Genomic DNA, 23,191 nt, shown 5'->3' with positions numbered 1-23,191 from the left:
AAAATAAGTAGAGCCATCCTGGCTGGACCCCGAGGATGGCTTATCGATCTAATAAACTGATTACGGAATACTAAATCATTATCAAAATTATGCATTTAAAACTAAAAGAGTGCAATAGGAGATTATTAATGAAAATATCCTCACTAGCCCTATTATTGACTTGGTTTGCTACGGTGGTGGCAGCGGAGTCATCGGCTCAGAATCTCGCAGAGATAAAGGCTTCACTGCCTTCGGGTACGATTACCTTGAAAGAGGCCTTGAAGCAGCTGCAAAAGCAGACTGAAATTCGATTTACATATGTAAGTAATGACATCAATAATTACAAACAAGCAGAGGTGGGCAAGAGCAGCACCAATGTAGCCAAGATACTCGAAGACCTATTGGGGAATACAGGGCTAGCGTACCAACAAGTGGGCAAGACGGTTATTATTAAACGTAAGGGCGAGTCAAATACAAAAGTTGGACAACCTGAAACATTGAAGACTGCAGTACAACAAGAGCGTCAAGTCCGTATCCTAGATGAGAATGGAAAGCCTCTAGCTGGTGTAACTATCCGTATAAAGGGGACTAATCGGGTGACTTCCACAGACCAAAGCGGTGCATTTTCCGTGGCGGTGGGTGGACTGCCTACATTGGTAATTTCGTACGTGGGGTATAAAACAAAGGAAATCCAACTGACGGCCAGTGTGTCTGAGATTATGCTGGAGCAGGATTTTGGAAACCTAGATGTAGTGACTGTGATTGCCTATGGTACCAGTAGCAAGCGGGTGAGTACGGGATCTACATCGAGTATCACGAGTGAAGAGATATCTCGTGCACCCGTTAACAATCCATTAGAAGCTTTGCAAGGTCGTATCGCTGGTTTGGATATCAGTTCAAGCAATGGCTTGCCGGGTTCTTCGTTCAACGTTCGGTTGCGTGGTCTGAACTCGATTGCTGCTAATAATTCCCCCTTGTATATCGTGGATGGAGTACCGTTCATTTCGGAATCACTAAATATGTTTTCCGGGGATAATGGACAGCAAAGTCCAATAGCGGGAATCAATCCGGGCGATATCGAGCGAATCGATGTACTGAAGGATGCGGATGCTACGGCTATCTACGGCTCCCGTGGTGCGAACGGTGTTATTTTGATTACCACTAAAAAAGGAAAGACCGGAAATACTCGCGTTAATTTCAATGCATACACGGGTGGAGGGAAAGTCACGAATATGGTAGATATGCTAAGTACCGCAGAATACCTGGAATTGCGAAGAGAAGCTTTTAAAAATTCAAACGTAGTTATAGGTGCAGATGTTCCCGATTTGAGCGAGTGGGATCCGAATACCGACCAAAACTGGCAAAAGGAACTATTTGGCGGAAGCTCCAAATTGACGGAGGCCAATGTTTCGATTACTGGCGGATCGGAGTCGACCAATTTCATGATGAGCGGAACCATCCGTAGTGAAAATACGGTACAACCAGGCGATCAAGGTTATAAAAAAGGAGCGGGTATGCTGAGTGTCAATCATAATTCGGCAGATGGTAAATTTTCGGCAAGTGCCACCGCCAATTTTACGGGCGATCTTAACAATGCCCTGGCGACGGACCTCAGCCAATATTACAACCTGTCGCCGAATCAACCCATTTATAATCCGGACGGGACGCTTTATTGGTATGGAAATACCCAAAATCCGTATGGATTGCTGCAGCGTAAACACGAAACCCGCAACAAGACATTATTAAGCAGTGCAACATTACGGTACAGCCCGATTCAAGATTTGCACCTCTCGGCCACTTTGGGATATAATTACGCTACCTTAAATCAGATTCAGATGTATCCGAGCACTAGCTTCAAACCGGACCAGGGCTCAGTGGCTATGTCTTACTTGGGCAATGGTACTAATAGCAGTTATAGCATCGAGCCTCAAGCTCGATATAGTCTACAACTGAGCAAGGGTACCCTTGAGCTCTTGGCAGGAGCCACTTGGCAACAGAATGTCAATGATGGTACTTATTTCATAGGAGAGGGCTTTAGTTCGGATACCCAATTGAGCAATATTCATGCAGCAGTGGATATTCGCTCGAATGGATTACGCTACTCTAAGTATAGATATCAGGCTGGCTTTGCTCGTGCGACTTATAACTGGGAAAATAAATACATTTTGAACGGTACCTTTAGGCGTGACGGCTCGTCGCGTTTCGGACCGGATCGCCGCGTGGGTAATTTTGGCTCTATAGGTGGTGCATGGGTGTTTTCACAAGAGACGTTTGTCAAAGAGGGATTACCTTTCCTAAGCTTTGGTAAACTACGCAGTAGCTGGGGCGTAACGGGCAACGACCAGATTGGAAATTACGGCTTTATGGATACCTGGAGTGCACCCGCTTATGCATATGGAGGGGTGTCGGGATTATACCCTACCCGTGTAGCTAATCCTTTGTACAGTTGGGAAACGACACGTAAACTAGAATTCGGAGTAGAGCTCGGTTTCTTGGATAATAGGATGACCTTAAATGTTAATCGTTATTTAAATAAATCGGACAATCAATTGATTTTATATCTGCTTTCACCACAGACTGGTTTTGAAGGATATACTGCTAATTTGCCAGGCGTGGTTGAAAATAGAGGTTGGGAATTTGAACTGAGTTCCGTAAATGTGAAAAACCAAGACTTTGAGTGGAGTACTTCAGCTAATCTGACCGTTTCCAAAAGTGAATTGGTGTCTTATCCGGGATTGGAATCAGGAAGCGATAAAGGTCGATACTCAATTGGATATCCGATGGACATTGTGTTTGGTTACAAATTTACGGGTGTAGATCCGCAAACTGGCATAGCACAATTTGCCGATCTAAACGGGGATGGCGAATTGAGTGCTGACTTAGATGATATGTATGTGTTGGGGACCCGACTGCCTAAGTTTTTTGGTGGATTGAACAATAGTTTTACCTATAAAAATCTGAATGTAAGTTTTTTACTGCAATTTGTGAAGCAGGAAGGTGAGCAGTTGAATTTTGGTTATTCGGCGCCCGTAGCGTTGGGCAGTATGACCAATTTTGATGTGTCTATGCGCGATCGATGGAGACAACCAGGCGATATTACGGATATACCTCGCGCCGCCCAAAACTCTACTGATCCAGCTTATTCGAGCTACAATACCTATTACAGGCACTCTGATGCGCTATGGGGAGATGCTTCTTATATTCGGTTGAAGAACGTGATGGTGAGTTACGACTTTACCTCTTTGCTCTCGGCACTCAAGACCCAGCGTATAAGTTTGTACGCCCAGGGACACAACTTGCTGACGTTTACGAAGTACGATGGTTTTGATCCAGAGACAAAAGGCCGGGCTTTGCCACCTTTGAAGAATTACACGGTAGGTATTCGTTTTACTTATTAATTTGATTAGACATGAAAATATTGAAATATATAACGATTGGTGTATTGGGATTATCTCTTACGGCTTGTGAAAGCTATTTAGATGTAGGAGAGCCTCGAGATGAAACTCCTGCAGCATTGGCTTTTTCCGATGACAAGATTGCAACGGCATCGGTAACTGGGGTATATTCACGAATGAATCAACTTAACTATCAGTTTGCTAATGTTCTGTCCATGATTCTCCCAGCTATGGAGGCCGACGAATTTGCATATGCGATAGCCTCGGCACCTTTTGATGAGTTCAAGAACAATGGGGTATTGCCTTCCAATCAATATGTGAGTACCCTTTGGACGCAACCTTACCAATATATTGCACAAGCCAATATGTGTATAGCTGGACTGGAAGCTTCAGCAGGGCTAGCGGTCAATGTGAAGAACCAACTGATTGGAGAAGCTAAGTTTATTCGGGCTTTCTGTTATTTCTATTTGGTCAACAATTTTGGGGATGTGCCCTTGATATTGGGAATCGACGTAAATGAAAACAATGTAAAGCCGCGTACCCCTCAGGCGGAGGTATACGCCTCCATCATTGAGGATCTCAAGGATGCAAAGGCTAAATTATTTGATAAGTATCCCAATGCTGAAAAAGTAGACGCTGGAGGCGAACGCATCCGACCCAATAAAGGTGCGGCATCTGCCTTACTAGCCAGAGCATATCTGTATAACAAACAGTGGGATTTAGCGGAGCAGGAGGCTACAGTGGTTATCAATAACCCCCATTACGAGCTATTGCCTACCGGAGAATTAAAAGATATCTTCAAAAAAAACAATACGGAAGCCATCTGGCAAATCCAAGCTGTGAATACCGGTGGAGGACGTAATACTTGGGAAGGGTTCTTATTAATCCCTGCCAATTTGGTCAACGGGTCGGTTTTATTTCGTATGGTACCCAACTATCTGTATGATGCCTTTGAAAGCGGTGACGAGCGGGACGAACAATGGGTAGGTAAGATTACAACAGCCGCTGGCGTAACCCATAAATTTCCACATAAATATAAAGTTCGCTTTGGGGTAACTCCTACAGCTGAGTATACAATGGTGTTGCGTTTGGGTGAGCAGTACTTGATTCGTGCTGAAGCGCGCTATAATCTTAAAAAATACAGTGAGGCCCAAGGTGATATCAATACCATACGCGAGCGAGCAGGATTAGAGGCACTCTCATTGGGAGCGAATGATGCAGCGGTGCGGAAGGCATTCGAACAAGAGCGTCGTGTTGAACTATTTGGTGAATGGGGACATCGTTGGTACGACTTGCGGAGATGGCCAAGTGAAACGGGTACTGCAGGTAAGACAAGAGCAGACGATATTTTACCTGCTTTGAAACCTAGCTGGCAATCGAAAGCAATTTATCTTCCGATACCGACGTCGGCTATTAATCTAAATCCTAATCTAACTCAGAATTAGGGAGGAGCACGTACACTTAAAGTCCAAGCGGCCTAAGGATGTACAAGGTATACGGAAAAATAACACGGTCTGAAGATTGAAAATACGTCATTGCTAGCTAAAATTAAGAAAGCAATGGCGTGTTTTATGAAATCAAGCTGGCCTTTTAGACCTGCTTTATAGTATATAATGTTTTTAATTTGATAATACCATGTATAGAAAAATAACAACACTGGTATCCATGATTTTCTTTTGTGTAGCTGTATATGCCGCGAATAGAGAGACCATTGTGACAGGAAAGATTACAGGTTGGACTGGAGGTAAAGCTACTGTCAGCTATCAGGAATATGCATTGCTCAGTGCGCAGCAGTCACAAGATGTGGAGATAGATGAAGACGGGAAGTTTCGATTCGAACTGTCGATAACGGGTCCAACCCGAGCCTTCTTGATGTTGGGGTCTACTCCAGTAGAAGAGCAGTTTACCTTGAAAAAGGGCGACGGCCAAGATACAACAATGACAACCAATACCAAGCGCCCGGAGATGGTATTTCTCTATCTCATGCCGAAAGCAAAACAGGACGTGCAGTTAACGCTGGGAGATATCCAAAATAGCTTACGTATCACTGGAAGGAATAATACAGATAGTTATTACCTCAATGCGGAAGATTGGCAGTTCAATCAGTATAAGGACAAGCACCTAAAAAATTATTTTGCGTACGTGCAATTCGATCCTGTACAATACGAGGTGTATGTAAAAGAGCGGGAAGGTCAGCGAATGGAATTTTTTAAGAAGTATGTTAAAGAGCATAAGGTAAGTACGCACCTACGGCATGTGTCGGAGTGGACCATTTATGCAGATGCTATCATGGCAAAGATGTTGTATCCAAACATGCGCCGTACTTATCGTAATGACAGTTTTGGGCCTGGAGATGGGTATTATGACTTCCTGCAGTCAGTTAAAATCGATGATACAAAAATGGATAAGGGAATTGCTTATTTTTATTTTTTAGATTACTATTTGAAAGAATCGTTCAAACAGAAGGGATCGAAAGGTGACTATTTCGATTTTGTAGCAGATCGGATTTCCGATCGGGCACTTTATGAGTATTATGCCTTTGCACTGCAGTCCAATTTTAAGCGAAAGTTGTATGAGAAATTTGGAACTAAATCGCCTTATCCGGATTTGGCAAAGAAGGTGAAAGTAAAGTACCAGCCTATGGAAGGAATGCTAGAGGGCAATCCGGCGCCGTCCGTGATATTGCAGGAGACAACAGGTACAACGCTGTCCTTCGAGAGTTGGCGGGGAAAGTATATCTATATTGATTTGTGGGCTACATGGTGTGGTCCTTGTATAGCGGAAATCCCGTCTTTGAAAAAGCTTGAACATGATTACATGGATAAGAATATCGTTTTTGTCAGTATTTCCACCGATCGACAAAAAGACCGACAGAAATGGGTGGACTTCGTGAAAAATGAAAAACTCGAAGGTGTGCAGGTATGGTTGGATGAAGCCAACAATAAGCAGATGGCGAAGGCATTTAATATTCTACAGATACCAAGATTTATCCTGTTGGATGACCAAGGTCGTATAGTGGATGCTAATGCGCCAAGGCCTTCTGATAAGCGGATACGAGATATATTCGACAAACTTCCGCTGTAGTTTAACACTAATTTAACTAATGTAGATTAAACGTTGTCATTGTTCTGCTATCTATTGTAGTAAATAGGATTAATAAAAAAGCATTTATTAAAATCAGGATAATATGAAAAAAATGGCATCATTCGCGGCTTTGTTCTTAGGATTGGGACTCCTGGCCTCCGCTCAAGAGCATACTCCCTTATCGAAGAAGGAAATGAGACACCGTGGCAAAGCAGTTCATGAACGGCTTGAAAATAAATCTCCAGAAGAGATTGCCACCGCGCATACAGAAAGACTGGACAAGGCTTTAAAGTTGACAGACAAGCAACGTAAAGAAGTCTATGCGTACAATTTGAATCAGGCAAAAAAGAATAAAGAAAGAGGAGAGTTGGAGAAGCAGCGGAGGGTAGCACGACGTAAGGAAATCAAATCCGATCGCGAGCGATTCATCAAGCTGTTGACACCTGATCAACAAAAAATTATGAATGAAAAATACGCTGACCGCAAGGGAAGGCGCACGGAAGGTCGATTCAGAGGGAAGAAAGATGGTGAACGTATGAAGCGCAAGCAGATTGAAGAAAAACCAGAAATGATGGAGGGGTCGAATAGTTAGGGATTACTTGTTTTTTAGTGTATATGGAAAGCCTCCTGTGTATTTGGGAGGCTTTTTTTTGTGTTGTATACGGTAGTGAAGTATACATTTAGTATCTCTTTCAATGACGGGACATGCATTGGTGTTTTGGATGCTTCTGTCAGATTGATTGAGATTGCTATCATTTGTACCGACCTCGAATTTGCGCTGCAAAGCCAAGCTCGCAGTTTCATTTTGATATCCTATTATATTTATATAGATTTAGCATCAATTTCGTTTCTTTAACCAAAGTTAACCCAGTATTGTATTGAAGGATGTCGGAGGATTACTGTGGCAGAGGATAGTTTGATTACTTTAAATTTTAGTTGATGAAGTTGTTTTCCAACAGAGATTTTTGCTTGACAAATTCTCTTTTTTATTAATTCCTTTTTCTGATCTTTTAGGAGTTGAAGCAAACAAAATAAGCTGCTTTAAACTCCGGAAATAAGGTTCGATGCTGTCTAATATATATAAATAAAATTTATGATAATGAAACATAGTAAATTAAAATACTACGTCCTCTACTGGATAGTACTCACTTGTGTTCAAGTCAATGCACAGGAGTCTATTAAATTGTCTCACATGCCCTTTATACAGGGGCTTACCGAGCAATCGGTCTCTATCATTTGGACCAGTAATAAGCCGGCCACAGGTTGGGTGGAGTTGGCTCCCGATGATTCAAGCCATTTCTACCATAAAGAGCGACCTAAGTTTTTTGCATCTGCCTATGGGTTTAAAAAGGTCGGCACACTGCATCAGGTGACCTTGAGTCATCTTAAACCTGGTACGCGTTATCGTTATCGCGTCTACAGTCAGGAGGTATTGAAGCATGAAGGGGTCAATGTACAATATGGCAAAGTAGTTGCGAGTGATGTCTATAAGAAAGCACCACTTGCCTTTCGAACGTTAGGAAATGCAAGCTCAACTCATTTTACCGTGGTCAATGATATTCATGGTCGCAATGAAGTATTGGACAAACTGTTAGACTTGGGCGATATGAAGACTAGTGATTTTGTGATTTTTAATGGGGATATGGTGGATAATCTGCTTAGTGAGGAGCAGATGTATACTGGGTTCATGGACTTAGCTATCCAAAAATTTGCGAGTGAAAAACCCATGTTTTATGCCCGAGGAAATCATGAAACGCGCGGACCATTTGCAATTGAATACCCTCGTTATTTCCCAACACCTACCGGAAAGTTGTATTATCAATTCAGGCATGGCCATACAGGTGTTATTGTGTTGGATTGTGGTGAAGATAAGCCCGATACAGATATTGAATATAGTGGTATCGTCGAAATGGATAATTATCGTACCGAGCAGGCCGAGTGGTTAAAGCAAGCCGTACAAGACCCTTCATTTAGGGATGCGAAATATAAAATCGTAATTTGTCATATGCCCCCCTTTGGAGGTTGGCACGGTGAGCAGGATATTCTCGAAAAATTTGTTCCAATATTGAATGATGCGGGAACACAGATCATGCTATCTGGCCACTTGCATCGACATATAATCAAGCCAACCTCCGCAATGGTTAAATTTCCGATTATCGTCAATTCCAATAATAATGTGTTGCGGGTAGACTTGACAGATACAGAAGGGACCTTTAAGATATTGGATCAGCAGGGCAAATTGGTGGATCAAGTCAATCTCAAGCCCCTTAATTGAAAGGATCGTGGTGGGATGATTACCGTTTATGTTGCCCTTTCCTCATAAAGGGCGTCATCAAATGATTTTTAGATTTAAGTAAATTACAATAGCTGCTCGTCTCCCGAGTAGCTATTTTGGTATACCCAATACCCTTTCCAACCCGTTGTATTTTCCTTTGTACGCAGCTGCTAATTGATAAAAATGAAAATCCGACAAATAAGGAGATATGCAATGGGAGTATTAAGCGGATACGGATTTTTATAACCTCCATTTAAAAGTGTTTTCCTTTCTTTTTCAGTTGATTAAGCACTGTTTGATGTCATGGTAGTTACCGTTAAAGGAATTTGCATAGATAAGCCAACCTTTTTTAAGACCGCGCGCTAACCCTTTTGTAATAATAATTTGATACGATTTGTTAAGAAAATGATACAAATTGGTAATTTTTTGCAAATTTTTAAACCGTCATTTGGTATAACGATTAAGCTGATATTAACAGGACACTATACTATTTTCAAACCACTTATTATTTTTTAGACCCGATATCACCGATTTTTTACTTTATTAAAGTATTTTAAGGTCTATTGTAAATTTTATTGGTTTCTTTATTCGCGCAGCACAGAAATAACCCATCAGCTTAGAATAACCAATTATTAATTCTTATACCTAAACCTATGGAAAAAACCAAAGAAAAGTTGTGGCTTCTTTTGTTGTTTGTTACTATTCCTCTTTTTTCGCTCGCTCAAAAGCAAGTTACTGGTGTTGTCAAAAATGCTACTAACGGAGAGCCGATTGAAGGAGTTTCTGTATTCAGGGACAACATTTCAGTGACATCAAGTAATGCGAACGGCGAATTCCAACTCCAGGCCAGTGTTGGGGATAATTTGAAATTCAGTTTTGTCGGTAAAACACCGGTAGATTATGTTGTAGATGCGCGCAACATTATTGAAATTCTCATGTACGATGATGGAAGTAGCCTAGAAGAAGTGACCGTTGTCGCATTTGGAACGCAGAAGAAATCTAGTGTTGTTGGCGCAATTACCACGGTAAAAGCTTCTGACCTAAGGGTTCCAGCATCCAATCTTACAAGTGCTTTTGCGGGTAGAATACCAGGAGTTATTTCTTATCAGACCTCAGGCGAGCCGGGGGCTGACAATGCTCAATTCTTTATTAGAGGGGTGACAACCTTTGGGTATCAAACGTCGCCTTTGATTCTTATCGACGGTTTCGAATCTACTACAGACAATTTGGCCCGGATGCAGCCAGATGATATCGAGAGTTTCTCTATATTGAAGGATGCGTCAGCAACGGTATTGTACGGAGCGAGAGGTGCCAACGGTATTATCATGGTGACCACGAAAGGCGGACGAGAGGGCCCAGTGTCTCTAAATGCTAGAGTAGATGTTAACATAGCATCGCCTACACGAATGATTGACATGGTAGACGGTGTTCAATATATGCAACTGTACAATCAAGCTCGATTAACTCGCGATCCTATTCTAGGGCCTTACTATTCGCAACAGAAAATCCAATCCACGATTGATGGTGAGAATCCCATGATCTACCCCAATATTGATTGGTATAATACCTTGCTGAAAAACTATACCACTAATACCAAGGCTAATATCAATATTAATGGGGGAGGGCAAGTGGCAACATATTACGTATCAGGTGGTTTTGATAAGGAAACTGGTCTTTTGAAAGTGGACGATAAGAACAATTTTAATAACAATATTAATATTAATCGATTTTTTATACGGTCTAATGTGATTTTCAAATTAACCAAGACCACCACGCTCGACACCAGGATAACGGGACGATTTGAACGATACAACGGGCCATTTCAATCTGCCAGCAATATCTTTAGAATGGTGATGAATAGCAATCCCGTTGATTTCCCTGCGTATTATGCGCCAGATGCGAAAAACGAGTTTACTGAACACATCTTGTTCGGTAATACTTATGCGGGAGGAGCACTGAAGGCCAATCCATATGCCGAAATGGTACGTGGCTATGAAGATCGGAATGAAAGTAGTATTATTGCGCAGGCCACTCTTTCGCAGGATTTAGGATTTCTTACGGAAGGTTTAAAAATTCAAGGAAAGGCTTCTGTGAGTACCTGGAGCAAATACTCGGCAACACGAAGTTATTCCCCTTATTACTACGATTTGGAGAACTACAATCAGATTACGGGAGAGTATAGTCTGTATGCATTAAATCCAACTACCGGACAGGCGTATCTTGGGGATGTAATCCCTGGAAGAGATGCCAATGGCCATTACTACTTTGAAGCCCGATTGAATTGGAATAGAAGCTTTGGTGACCATAATTTGGGAGCTATGACGGTCGGTATGATGGAAGAGAAGGTCTTGACTGCGGGAAATAGTCAATCTATTTACGAGACATTACCTGAGCGGAATATGGGTAATTCGGGACGTTTGACATATGATTTTAGCAATAAATATTTTGCAGAGTTTGCTTATGGATTCAACGGGTCCGAAAAATTCACGGGACAACGGAGATATGGATTTTTCCCTTCAGCCGGAGGAGGGTGGTTGATTTCGAATGAAAGTTTCTTTGAGCCACTCAAACCGGCGATTAGTACCTTGAAATTGCGCGGTACATGGGGATTGGTTGGTAACGATGCTATCGATGGTAGATCAGGTAGGTTTTTCTATTTATCTGATATCTCACTAGGCGGAGCGGGCTATCGCTGGGGCACCAGTTTTATGAATTCATACAACGGCTATACGGTAAATCGCTATGCGAATCCGGATATTACTTGGGAGCAATCTGAGAAATGGAACTTAGGTCTGGAAATGAATTTCTTAGGAGAGTCATTGAAGTTTCAAGGAGATTTCTTTAAAGATGTCAGAAGTAAGATTTATATGAGAAGAGAGAATTTCCCTTCTTCTGCAGGTTTGGAGGCGAGTATAAGTGGTAACGTTGGAAAGGTAAGTTCGCAGGGATTTGATGGTTCATTGGACTATCAAAAGTTCTTCGGAACTGATTTTTGGCTCTCTGGAAGGGCAAATTTCACCTACGCTGTAAACAAATATCTTGAACTTGATGAAAAAGACTATTCTGATACCTATTTGAAGCGGATTGGGCATAACCTCAACCAACAATGGGGGCTTGTAGCCGAAAGACTTTTTGTTGATGAATATGAAATACAGAATTCTCCAAAGCAAGATTTTGGAGAATATATGGCTGGTGATATCAAATACAAGGATATCAATGGAGATGGGATCGTCAATGATAACGATAGAATTTCGATGGGATATCCTACTGTACCGGAGATTCAGTATGGTTTCGGAATGTCTATGGGGTATAAGGAGTTTGATTTTTCCTTCTTCTTTCAGGGAAATAAGAATGTATCCTTCTTTATTAACTCCACAGCAGAATCCAATCCTAGTACTGGCTCTTATGGTATAGCCCCTTTTGCCAACCGTAGAAATGCGCTATCAATTATAGCAGAAGACTATTGGAGTGAGACCAATCCTAATATCCACGCTTTTTGGCCGCGCTTGTCTACGGAACCAATCGCAAACAATGTTCGCCAATCCTCTTGGTGGCTGCGGGATGGATCATTCATTAGGCTTAAGTCATTAGAGCTGGGTTTCAGTCCCAAAAATTTGAAACGATTCGGATTTGGTAAGGGAAGCCGTATTTATTTCAGCGGGGAAAATCTCTTTGTCTTCAGCCCATTCAAACTTTGGGATCCAGAAGTGGGAAGAAATGGATTGGGATACCCTCCAAACAAGAGATTTAATGTAGGAATTCAATTAGCGTATTAATAAAGGATAAAAAAATGAAAAAGATAAGATATATATTAATAGCGACAGTAGTCTTCTTAGGATCTTGTACCAAGTTCCTGGATGTAGTGCCTGACAATACGCTAAAGCTTGAAGACATATTTAATCTGAAGGAGGATGCCTATAATGCGCTAGCAAAAGTGTACAGCTATTTGCCTAATGATGAGCGGACTCACGTTACCTCTTGGATGTTGGGGGATGAGTGGATTGGCCGACTGGATTTGAATAGCACTGTTTCCAATCTTCGGGCTATTCGTATCATGCGAGGGTTGCAATCGCAGACATCTCCTCAACTAGGTTATTGGTCAGGTACTGAAGGTGGTAAGCCACTTTATGAAGCAATACGCCAGACTGATATTTTTCTGGCCAATATTGATAAGGTAAAAGACATGATCGATCAAGAAAAGGCTGATTGGAAAGCGCAGGTCAAATTCTTAAAGGGGTATTTTGTATTTCTATTGGTGCAACGCTATGGACCAATTGTGCTGCCACTAACAACAGCGTCTCCGGAATCTACAAAAGAAGAACTATTCCTTAGTCGGTCAAAGGTAGAAGATTGTTTCGACTATGCGCTAGCTTTAATGAATGAGGCCATTCCTAATCTTGCAGAGCGGGCTACTTCTAATAATCTCGGACAGATTGATCAACTTGTAGCCAAGTCTATTAAAGCGAGAGTATTGGTCTTCAGAGCAAGCCCCTTCTTTAACGGTAATCAAGAGTATTTTGGTGATTTTATGGATAAAGATGGGCAACCATTTTTTTCGATGACGGAGGATAAGGAAAAGTGGAAGGCAGCTATTGATGCGCTCAACGAAGCGATTGCTTTGTGCGAAACGAATGGATTGGCATTGTACCACTATGAAAAGGAACCTTTTACTTACGATAGACCGGCATTTACGGCAAATAAGGATAGAATGCAGAAGTTATATGACTTGCGGATGCTTGTCGTCGATCCCTGGAATAAGGAACTGATTTGGGGCAATTCGAATCTGAATTACTATGCAGAGGGAGAGCTGGCCCACTCTTCTAATATTCGACTTCCAGAGGGCTATGGCGATGGTGTGGTCAATACACCTGCGTATTCTTGGCAATGGATGGCGGCTACCTATCAGATGGCGGAGCGCTATTATACCGAAAATGGTCTGCCGATAGATGAGGATTTAACATATGACTTTAACAATAAGCACGAAATCATCAGGACACCTGGTGCATTGGATGCTGATTACGAACATTGGAATGGCTACATGCAACCCGGTGCGGAGACGATAAAGCTGTACATGAATCGGGAACCTCGATTTTATGCCAATCTCGGTATCACTGCTGGATACTGGCGAGCCCATACAGTGCGTATCAACACTATGTTTTATGGCAATTCCCATGGAGGTTACAATTCTTCCCAGCACACTACGGATTTTCTCGCAACTGGAATTGGCACGCAGAAATTTGTACATCCTGAATCTCAGTCAGGAGCTTGGCAAAGGACTATCAAATTTCCTTATCCGATTATTCGGATGGCTGATTTGTATTTGATGAAGGCAGAAGCACTGAATGAGTATTCGGGACCTTCACAAGAAGTATATAGTCTGATAGATCGTGTGCGGGATAGGGCTGGAATTCCAAATATCGATGCCGTCTGGTCTGATGCATCATTGACTAAATCTGTTAACAAGCATAAGACAAAAGAAGGACTGCGTGATATTATCCTACAAGAGCGAAGCATTGAATTTGCATTCGAGGGGATTCATTTTTGGGACATGTTGCGACATAAACGCGCGCCATCATCATTCTCATCTCCAGTATGGGGATGGACACATACTGGCACCACCGGGTCTACATTTTTTGTACTAGAGGTGAAGCAAGAAAGAAGATTTACCATAACGGACTGCTTGTGGCCTATCGGCTTGAATGAAATGAACACAAATGGGAAATTAATTCAAAACCCAGGTTGGTAACGGTTTTGTTTTCTGATAATCACTATTTAATCACATAAAGATGAAATGCATATTTTTTAATTACTTATATATAGCTCTTGGTTTGATGTCTCTATTTTCGTGCAAAGAAGGTGATCGATTCAAACCTAATAGCGATGACGGCACACCTCCGGGAAAAATTGAGTTAAGAAAATTTACACCACTATATGGTGGTGCCAGGTTTTTTTACAATATGCCCAAGGATGAGGATTTGATGAGTGTGGAGGCGGTGTACACAAATCCGAAGGGCAAATCTTTTACATTTGCAGCTTCGTACTTTGTAGATTCCTTGGATGTCTATGGGCTCCCGAGTACAGACGAGTATAGTGTGCAGCTATTTGCGGTTGACAGAGCGGGAAATCGCTCAGAACCTCTGGAAGTAAAGGTCAAACCTTTAGAGCCTGCTTTCAGTAGAGTCGCCAATTCTATTACTGTGAAACCTGGATTTAGTTCCTTTTTCTTGGATTGGGAAAATGAATTGCAACAGAATATCAATGTATATGTGGACTTTACATTTAATCAGGATGGCGTAAGCCGAAATCTTACCACTGTCTTTTCTTCCAATCTAGCTACCGATCGCCGATTCGTTAACGATTTGGTATTGCCTTCAACTGAAAAGGTGGGTGTTAAAGTACGAGTAGAAGATATCTATGGCAATGTTACAGAGACTATTGACAAAGGCAGCCTCTCTCTATTCGAGGATATCAAAATCCCGAAAAATGCTTGGTTGCTACCCAATGCCAACGATTCAATTGGGGGCATTCCGATGGGATTTGGCCAGGGGCTGGAAGGACGCTCTAGATATGTTATCGACGACATCATTGATAGGGGTGACAACCTCAATTTTATGCATACTAATAGCCGGGGTCGAACAGGAAGGATTGCAGATGGCAATATGCCATGGAATTTTATTATTGATTTGGGGGATTATTATGAACTGAGCCGAATCATTACCGTTCAGCGACATTCAGGTGGACTTGCAAATATTTCTAGGGGACAGTATTATCGAAATGAAAATGTCGGGATTTACAATATGTATATCTGGGATGATGCGACTGATACTTGGGAACCTGTATCTCAGCACAAAATATTAGTTCCCCAAGGACTTAGCGAATTAGAGTTTGTCAAGAAAGGAGAGGCAGGGGACATGGCATACATGTATCCAGATGACCCTAAGTATACCAAGAAAACGCGATGGTTTAGGTACGAGGCTGTAAAGAGTTTTAATGGGAACTATACATTGGAGGATGCAAACTGTCTGTCCGAAATAACACTTTTTGGTCGAAAAAGTAATTAACCATTCTGGATGAAAATGAGATGTAAATAAGTTTAATACATGATTTCAATACTGTTTACATACCTTATTCCCATCCATAAAATAAGGAGTTAAAGAAAGTTCATTTATACAATTGAACCGAGTGTAATAAGATTAATGATATTATCAAGACTAAATATTCGTCAATAATCATACACTCATAAATAAAATAAAAGATGAAAAAAAGGATTAGAAAAATCAGCGGCTTTTCATTTCTGCTTGCTGCTATTGTCTGCACCTTTGCTTGCAAAGGAATGTATGACAATATTGAGCCATATGCAGAGGAGGTCATATATCCAGCAAAATATGATACGATTGTCAGTAAAATAGGCTATGAGCGCGTGGAGCTCGACCTGATGAAGGCGGGACGTATTCCTTCAGCTCAGATTAATATGGGCAAATCAACTAAGACTGTTATTGAATATGATGATCAAAAAATTGTCATTGACTCATTGGTCTCATGGGTGAATATCACGGGGCTTAAGCAGTCTAAGCTGTATAGAATAAAGGTGTATACCGAGGATGAATATGAAAACAAGTCGGTTGCCCAGCAGATAGCAGTAATCCCGTATACAGCTAGCGATGTTAAAAATCTAGTTATTGCTTCGCCACGGATTCTGACATCTCCGAATGCGATTGTAGTGGATTGGACGAGCGCATTGTCATCTATATTGCTCACTTATAAGAGTCTTGATTTTGAATATTTGGATAAAGACGACAAAAAGATTACTGGGACAAGGAGTACTAGTCCTCGGATATTTGCGGCAAACTTAAATGCAGGAGAGCCTTTTACACTTAAATTGTCGTACAATGTGCGGCCAAAAGTAAGTGGGAAGGAGATTCTGGATTCAATCGTATTTGTCCAATCCTTAAATATCAATATGCCAACGAGCGCAACCGCATTCAATCCGGCGGAAAGGGATATCTTAGCGGCCAATGGTGTAACAACCTTCACTTCGGACGGCGTATCGAATTTCAAAAAGTTGACCTTTCCGGTACATACCAATACTTTACAAGATTTATTCTATTTTGGTAATATTGAGGAACTGGATTTGACGGGCGGCACTTTGTTTAACCTGAAGACTTTAAACTATAATAGAAATGGAATAGTGACGACGATTGGAGGGGGAAGTTATTTGCCGTTTATACGGCATGTATCTCAGATTTCGGATGCCAACGCTCAGACTATGATGGACTTGCTGGATTTGGGACTTATCAAAAAGATTAAATATGTCCCTAATTCCTTAGGTATTGATCATTTATTGAAACGATACGATGGAAAGAATATTGTAGAGTGGGTGACGATGCCGAGTGAGTCCTTGATTCCTATGAATTTCTTCCTGGATGGGAAGGTTCAGGATGCTACAGGTTGGGCAATGGACGTTGTCAATCCAGCCACGACTTATCCTACTGGAACTGATATTGTCAACCCTATCAAAACGACTTTAAAGGGACGAAGTGCATCGTTTGTTTTTTCACTTCCAAAGGAATACCGCTTTAATATTGCTGAATATAGATATCTCAAATTCAAAGTTTACGCGCCTGCTAAATCTAATTTCCAAGGTATCTACAGTCCTTATCAAGGCTTGTGGCCTCGTTTTATGAATTATATGTGGGCTTTTACATCTGAAAGTTCTTTTGGGCAAGAATTGTGGAATACAGACAAAAATGCATATAAGATTCCAGATGCTGACTTGGAGAAGTGGAAGGACATTACGATTGATTTATCGACAATGGTTGATAAGCATACACGGGTTTTTGTTATCAATGTTGGTGGTGAACCCTCATTGACATTTAGCCCACCGGCAGATATTGTTTATTATTTTTCTAATTTTAGGTTCTCAAAATAAGAAAATCTAAAGCAGTCGAGGACAGGACCTGTTGTGTTAATGGAGCTCGGAAACAGGGACTGTGTCTTGTCAAGATAGTAAAAGCCCAAATCACGAACGTTCGTGATTTGGGCTTTTGTAATACTAGCAATGAAAATTAATAAATAATTCTAGAAAATAGTTTTGCTATATTTTGTAATTTGGTAGTGATGGGTTTATATTTCTAGTGATTAGAAGGAATACTCATTCTAAATCGTGTATTATCTGTAAAACTAGAACATGTTGACGTCAGACACACCATATAGTTATTATTTGACTAAAGGAGAACCTAGTAAGAGTTGTTTGTTAGCTTTGCGACATATTATTCTTACACAAAACCCGGAAATTACCGAAACATTGAAATGGGGAATGCCTTGCTTTTGTTTTAAAAATAATATATTTTGCTATTTATGGACCGAAAAAAAGAGTGATGAACCCTATATTCTTATGGTTGAGGGTACGCATCTCGATCACCCACATCTTGAAATAGGAGGGCGGTCCAGAATGAAGATTTTTAGGGTTAATCCTTATACAGACCTCCCTCTTCAAACTATTGAAAGTATATTGCAACAGGCCTTGGATTTGTACAGGAGGGGAGTCGTGAAGATGAAAAAGTAGGTGCTTCTGCCAATTTTTCTTGATAGTATTCTTTCCTATTTGTTGGTACGTGACGGCTATAGTCAATAGATGTCGTTTCTTGAAACATGTTGCTCATTTGTTAACTTAGTAAGTCCAATTCAGCTTTGTGCACCCCATCTGGTGTAGTGTAAAACGGTCGCCCTTCAATGATGGCGTGAGCTTCCTGATTTATCCCCAAGGCGTGATATATTGTTTGATGTATTTGTTCTATCCGTATGGGTTTTTCTATCGTTTTGCAGGGACGTTCGTCAGCAGTCTTTCCATATGCATAGCCCTTTTTGATACCGCCCCCAAACATCAAAATAGAGCAGCCATCCGTGAAATGTCGGTGCATCCCATAGTGTTTGATATCGGTTATAATATCGGGTTGTTGTACTTGTTCCAAGACCTCGGCTCCAGGTCTACCTTCTAGCATCATGTCTCTACTGAACTCGCTTGCTACAATTATCAATGTACGATCCAGATGACCAGACTGTTCTAAATCTTTTATAAGCTGTGCTATTGGTTTATCAATTTGTTTTTTCATTTCGGCGGCCCGTGTGTGTCCATTTTCGTGTGTATCCCAACCTTCAAATGGTACGTATTCGGTAGTGACGGAGATAAAACGTGCACCTTGCTGTGTTAGTCGCTTGGCCATTAAGCAACCCAATCCGAATTTTCCCGTGTTGTAGTTGTCGTAGCTTTCTTTTGGCTCGCTATGTAGGTCAAAAGCTTTCGCTTCGGGGGATTTTAGCAACATATAGGATTGTTCCATTGATCTACGTAAAGATTCTTTCTGATAGTCACTTCCAAATTCTCCAAAAGCGCTACCACTGATGAGGTCATTGTATAATTGGTTGCGACGTTCGAAGCGTTCGAAAGACATGCCTGCCGGCGGTTTGACGGCATCTAGGCCCGCAGTTGGATCGGCGATCATAAACGGGCCAAACTCGCTTCCTAAAAAGCCAGCTGTATGAAATGCTTTTAGCTCTTCACCCTCGCCGAGAGTCAATCGCTGGCCGATGTTGATGAAAGCAGGTATTACCGGGTTTTTAGGTCCCAATTCGCGCGCTATCCAAGATCCTATATGGGGAGCTGCTACTGTTTGTGGTGGCTCATAGCACGTGTGCCAATGATATTGATGCCTAGCATGGAGGATATGTCCCAAATCGGCGGCCATATAGGATCGAATTAATGTGCCTCTGTCCATCACCTGCCCGATGGACTCTAATCCCTCTGAAAAATTGATGCCATCTAAAATCGTAGGCACGGGTTTGAACGTACTCAATACACCGTTAGAATCCATACCTTTTGTGAACGGCGTATATGCTTTAGGGTCGAATGTATCCGTATGGGCCATACCGCCCGCCATCCACAGTAAAATAACGGTATCGGCACTGCTCCGTGGTTTGGTAGAATGACATGACGACAGCAATCCCGAAAGTGGAGCACCTGCCGCAAAAGCACCCATAGTAGCAGTACTGACAGTTTTTAAAAAATCTCTTCTATTCCACTTGTTTTTCATTTTTAGTTCTTTTTGGCTAAGTATCAATTAATGAGTTGGAACTCCGGTAATAGTATCACTGCCCACAGAAAGTCCTGGACGGTGCTTTCTTCAGGATGGGTACCAAACATTTTTTTAGCAATTTGGAGTTCTTTCTGACTAGGTTTACGGCCTAGGGTACGCAGGTAGACATTTGAGATGATTTGTTCGCTATTGCTGTATTGTTTCAACCAGTTTCGTGCTCCTTTTTGCAGGGTTTCATTCAGTTTTATGCCATTTGTCAGCTCCATTGCTTGCAAAAGATTCGATTGATTTTCTCGAACGCTAACTACGTTATCTCGACTTGGTCTGCCCATTGCGGAGAGAAAATCGTCATTTTCGACAAGGGAAGCACGTGCGTAGCTGAGATGATGAGTTTCTGCCGAGGGAGTATACTTCAGTCTGTCGAGTGTATACATAGGTGATATGGTACTACTTACGGCATCGGCAAACTGCTCAGCTGTCATTTTACGACGGAGTATCCCTGTGAATTTATAATCTGCTGCATTTATTTTTGCTACGTCATCTATGGTTACAGCAGGTAGCTGATACACTTTTGAACTAACGACCAGTTTGATTAATCTCTTCATATCGTAGCCGCTCTCTACAAAATCTACCGCAAGCCAATCCAATAAATCTTGGCTCCAAGGTTTATTGTCCATCTCGTCCGTCGGTGCTACTATACCTCGACCCATTAGCTGTGCCCATATTCTATTGACAATCGTACGATACAGACGTCCGTTTTCATCTTTCGTAAGTGTTTTCGCCATTTCCTCTGCTTTTTCCTTTTTTGACGCTTTTTTGGAAATGGTCCCCAATTCTTCCCATAATAACTTTGGGTCTACAAACTTGCCAGTAGGCACATCGCATCGATTTACTTCCAGCGATTCCTCTGAAAAAACATTGGCGAAAGAGTAGGCATCATCGAGTTTCCAATCACTGATAAAACTATCGTGGCATGAAGCGCATTTCAGGTTCAATCCTAATAAGGCCTGTGATACATTCTGTGCGGCCTGCATCGGTACCGTCTGACTTGAGTTGATATCGCCACGCCATTGTATTCCCTCCACAAAACCTTTGGAAGCTTCGGTTGGATTCAATAGTTCTTGTACCATTTGTTTGTAAGGCTTATTGGCCGCTAATGATTTGTAGAGCCAGTCGGATATAGAAAAGCGTCCATTTGTAATGTAACCCGTCCCAGTGTAATCGTTACGAAGCAAATCATTCCAGAACGTAAGCCAATGAGCAGCATACTGTTTGTCTTCATGGAGAAGCTCATCAACTAGGAGGCTCCTCTTATCTATTCGGGTATCTTTTACGAATGCATCAATTTTTTCAGGTGTTGGTAGCAAACCTACAATGTCTAGATAGGCCCGACGCAGGTAGGTGCGATCATCTACTGTATTTTTCCAGTCGATTTTGTTTTCTTTGAAATATTCGTTTGTAAAGAGGTCAATTGGATTGTGCAGCTCGCCTGTTGTAGCAGGGATTTTGGGCTTTCTTGGCTCCAAGGCTGCTTTAGGGAATATTCCAGCTGCAGCTTGATCAGGCCAAGGAGCACCTTTATTTATCCAAAAGGCAAGTAGATCTATGTCTTTTTTCGATAGCGATTTACCTTTGCCAGGCATAGCATCCTTATGATCAACAGGGAGCGATATACGTCTGAAAAGTTCACTGCTTTGTAGGTTACCAGGTATGACTATAGGACCTGACTCGCCACCTTTAAATAGCATTTCTTTATTATCCAGACGTAATTCTCCTTCGATCTTGTCGGCACTATGGCATTTATAACAATTATGTGCCAAAATGGTACGCACACCAATGTTTAGCCTCACTTGTTCCTCCATTGTTAGACTATCTACATTCTTGGCAAAAGAAGCTACATCGATATCGTTGATACCTGCAGGTGCATTCTCTTCAGTGCTCGTTGCCCAAGGTGTGACACTGCTTAGGAAGTCTGCTCCATGGGTTATGGATGCGCCTAGATGTCCGGTTATGGTGATACCGAGTATAGTAACCAATAGCACCGCCCGATAGACTATGATGAGGCCTCGCTTTGATTTTTTTTGTATGGCATTTATGAGGAGTAGGATTAGGCAGCTGAGTATAGCCGTCCCGATTCCCATCCATTGATGGAGTGCCAATATATCACCAGAATAGTTCTCTAGATTAGCGAGTAGCCACCCGAATACGACAGATAGTATAGCGCTGACAGTACCGACTACTAAAAGTACATGTATGCCGGCACGAAGGTTAGAGTTGTATTTTTTTAAACTTAGTAATTCCATGAACCCTGCAATCACGATGAGAGATACTGGAAAATGAACAATAAGGGGATGCAGACGACCCATAAATTTCCATAGCCAAAAGACTTCCGTCTCCGCAGCACTGTTCGTGGATGAAGCCTCTTCAACACCCAATGTCGTTAAGAAGAAAATAGATGTAAAAATCAAAAGTAAAACTAAGCCCTTTGATAAATTAACCTTGAGTTTGCCCATAATTTGTTTATATCCTATACAACGTGTAGTTACTCTCGTTAGCATCAGGATATTAAATATACATCTTCTTTAGAGGGGAGGTATCCTGTACTATCCTGTAGTAATAGGATTTAGCTACATATGGGGGTACAATGTGGAGTACCTTGTGTTTTGATTTGATTTATATATATTCAATTGTAATATTGGTGATTAGTGTTATTTATGTGTGCTATAGCTATATGATGATTCTGAATGAAAATTTAGCGTATGACTTTTTTGAAAGAGATATTAGCAGAGACAACAGCACAGTATTCCTAGTTGAAGAATAGAGGGGGGCAGCCATTAGATGTATCTTAGCCGAGGAAAAAATAGGGGTTGGACTTTTCGTTGAAAGATGACTTGGTAAATCAGGTGCGTATAGGCATGTTCAATGTTTTGACTATATTATAATGTATTTAATTTCAAAATGTTGTGTGTATTGTTCTGCTCTTTTTGTACATATTGATTTTTGTACCAACTACTCTAATTCAATCGACGCGTTTATTAAAATAGGGTATATTTTGGAAGAGATTCTTAAAGTACTCTTGCGCTCATAAAGGGCATTGCAATATTCGTAATATCAAAACGAATGTGTTTTCTTTATTAGAAAATAGCATTTATAATCAGATACTAGTGTAGTTTATATAATGTAACTGTTTATAAGAAGCGAAATTGTATGCAGATTAAAACATTCTATCGTTACTTCCTTTCTCAACGCTAACTTTTTCCATTTTGAGCATAAGATCCATATAATCTCGCAGTCATAAGCAATAGCCCTCTCCATATCCCATTTTAAAGCTTGATATTATCAACAGCCATCTGGATGGAAATACG

General features: G+C 41.4%; 12 protein-coding genes. 10 read left to right on the top strand and 2 right to left on the bottom strand.

Annotation, left to right across the window (positions count from 1 at the left end; genetic code table 11):
• Positions 1–128 precede the first annotated feature (128 nt).
• From OQ289_RS13810 to OQ289_RS13765, 10 genes are all read left to right on the top strand, one after another.
• Positions 129–3,377, top strand: coding sequence for a SusC/RagA family TonB-linked outer membrane protein (locus tag OQ289_RS13810; protein WP_270087445.1), 3,249 nt, complete (start codon positions 129–131; stop codon positions 3,375–3,377).
• A gap of 11 nt (positions 3,378–3,388) precedes the next feature.
• Complete coding sequence (locus OQ289_RS13805) at positions 3,389–4,819, top strand: RagB/SusD family nutrient uptake outer membrane protein (RefSeq protein WP_270087444.1); 1,431 nt, start codon at positions 3,389–3,391, stop codon at positions 4,817–4,819.
• A 190-nt stretch (positions 4,820–5,009) separates the two neighbouring features.
• Positions 5,010–6,458 carry a TlpA family protein disulfide reductase gene (locus OQ289_RS13800; RefSeq protein WP_270087443.1) on the top strand — a complete coding sequence of 483 codons (1,449 nt, stop codon included), beginning with the start codon at positions 5,010–5,012 and terminating at the stop codon, positions 6,456–6,458.
• A gap of 103 nt (positions 6,459–6,561) precedes the next feature.
• Positions 6,562–7,050, top strand: coding sequence for a hypothetical protein (locus tag OQ289_RS13795; protein WP_270087442.1), 489 nt, complete (start codon positions 6,562–6,564; stop codon positions 7,048–7,050).
• Between the two features lie 507 nt (positions 7,051–7,557).
• Complete coding sequence (locus OQ289_RS13790; RefSeq protein ID WP_270087441.1) at positions 7,558–8,733, top strand: FN3 domain-containing metallophosphoesterase family protein; 1,176 nt, start codon at positions 7,558–7,560, stop codon at positions 8,731–8,733.
• 653 nt (positions 8,734–9,386) lie between these two features.
• Entirely contained in the window at positions 9,387–12,509 is a 3,123-nt protein-coding gene (locus tag OQ289_RS13785; RefSeq protein ID WP_270087440.1) for a SusC/RagA family TonB-linked outer membrane protein, read from the top strand.
• Between the two features lie 14 nt (positions 12,510–12,523).
• A complete protein-coding gene (locus tag OQ289_RS13780) occupies positions 12,524–14,479 on the top strand; it encodes a RagB/SusD family nutrient uptake outer membrane protein (RefSeq protein WP_270087439.1) in 1,956 nt (651 codons plus the stop codon).
• Between the two features lie 40 nt (positions 14,480–14,519).
• Positions 14,520–15,794, top strand: a complete 1,275-nt coding sequence (locus tag OQ289_RS13775) for a DUF4959 domain-containing protein (RefSeq protein ID WP_270087438.1) — start codon at positions 14,520–14,522, stop codon at positions 15,792–15,794.
• A 194-nt stretch (positions 15,795–15,988) separates the two neighbouring features.
• Positions 15,989–17,662: a DUF4998 domain-containing protein gene (locus OQ289_RS13770; protein ID WP_270087437.1), complete on the top strand. Its 1,674-nt coding sequence runs from the start codon at positions 15,989–15,991 to the stop codon at positions 17,660–17,662.
• Positions 17,663–17,920: 258 nt separating this feature from the next.
• The gene (locus OQ289_RS13765) at positions 17,921–18,298 is read left to right on the top strand and encodes a DUF1801 domain-containing protein (RefSeq protein ID WP_270087436.1); all 378 of its coding nucleotides are present in this window, start codon (positions 17,921–17,923) and stop codon (positions 18,296–18,298) included.
• A gap of 100 nt (positions 18,299–18,398) precedes the next feature.
• Here the strand turns inward: OQ289_RS13765 and OQ289_RS13760 are convergent, their stop codons facing one another.
• Together OQ289_RS13760 and OQ289_RS13755 are read right to left on the bottom strand one after the other, a co-directional pair.
• The gene (locus OQ289_RS13760) at positions 18,399–19,823 is read right to left on the bottom strand and encodes a DUF1501 domain-containing protein (protein WP_270087435.1); all 1,425 of its coding nucleotides are present in this window, start codon (positions 19,821–19,823) and stop codon (positions 18,399–18,401) included.
• A 23-nt stretch (positions 19,824–19,846) separates the two neighbouring features.
• Entirely contained in the window at positions 19,847–22,339 is a 2,493-nt protein-coding gene (locus tag OQ289_RS13755; protein ID WP_270087434.1) for a DUF1549 domain-containing protein, read from the bottom strand.
• Positions 22,340–23,191 lie beyond the last annotated feature (852 nt).

This window comes from Sphingobacterium sp. SYP-B4668 (assembly GCF_027627455.1).
Taxonomy (GTDB): domain Bacteria; phylum Bacteroidota; class Bacteroidia; order Sphingobacteriales; family Sphingobacteriaceae; genus Sphingobacterium.
Note: the sequence above shows the minus strand (reverse complement) of the source record. Positions and strands in the feature narration are given on the sequence as shown.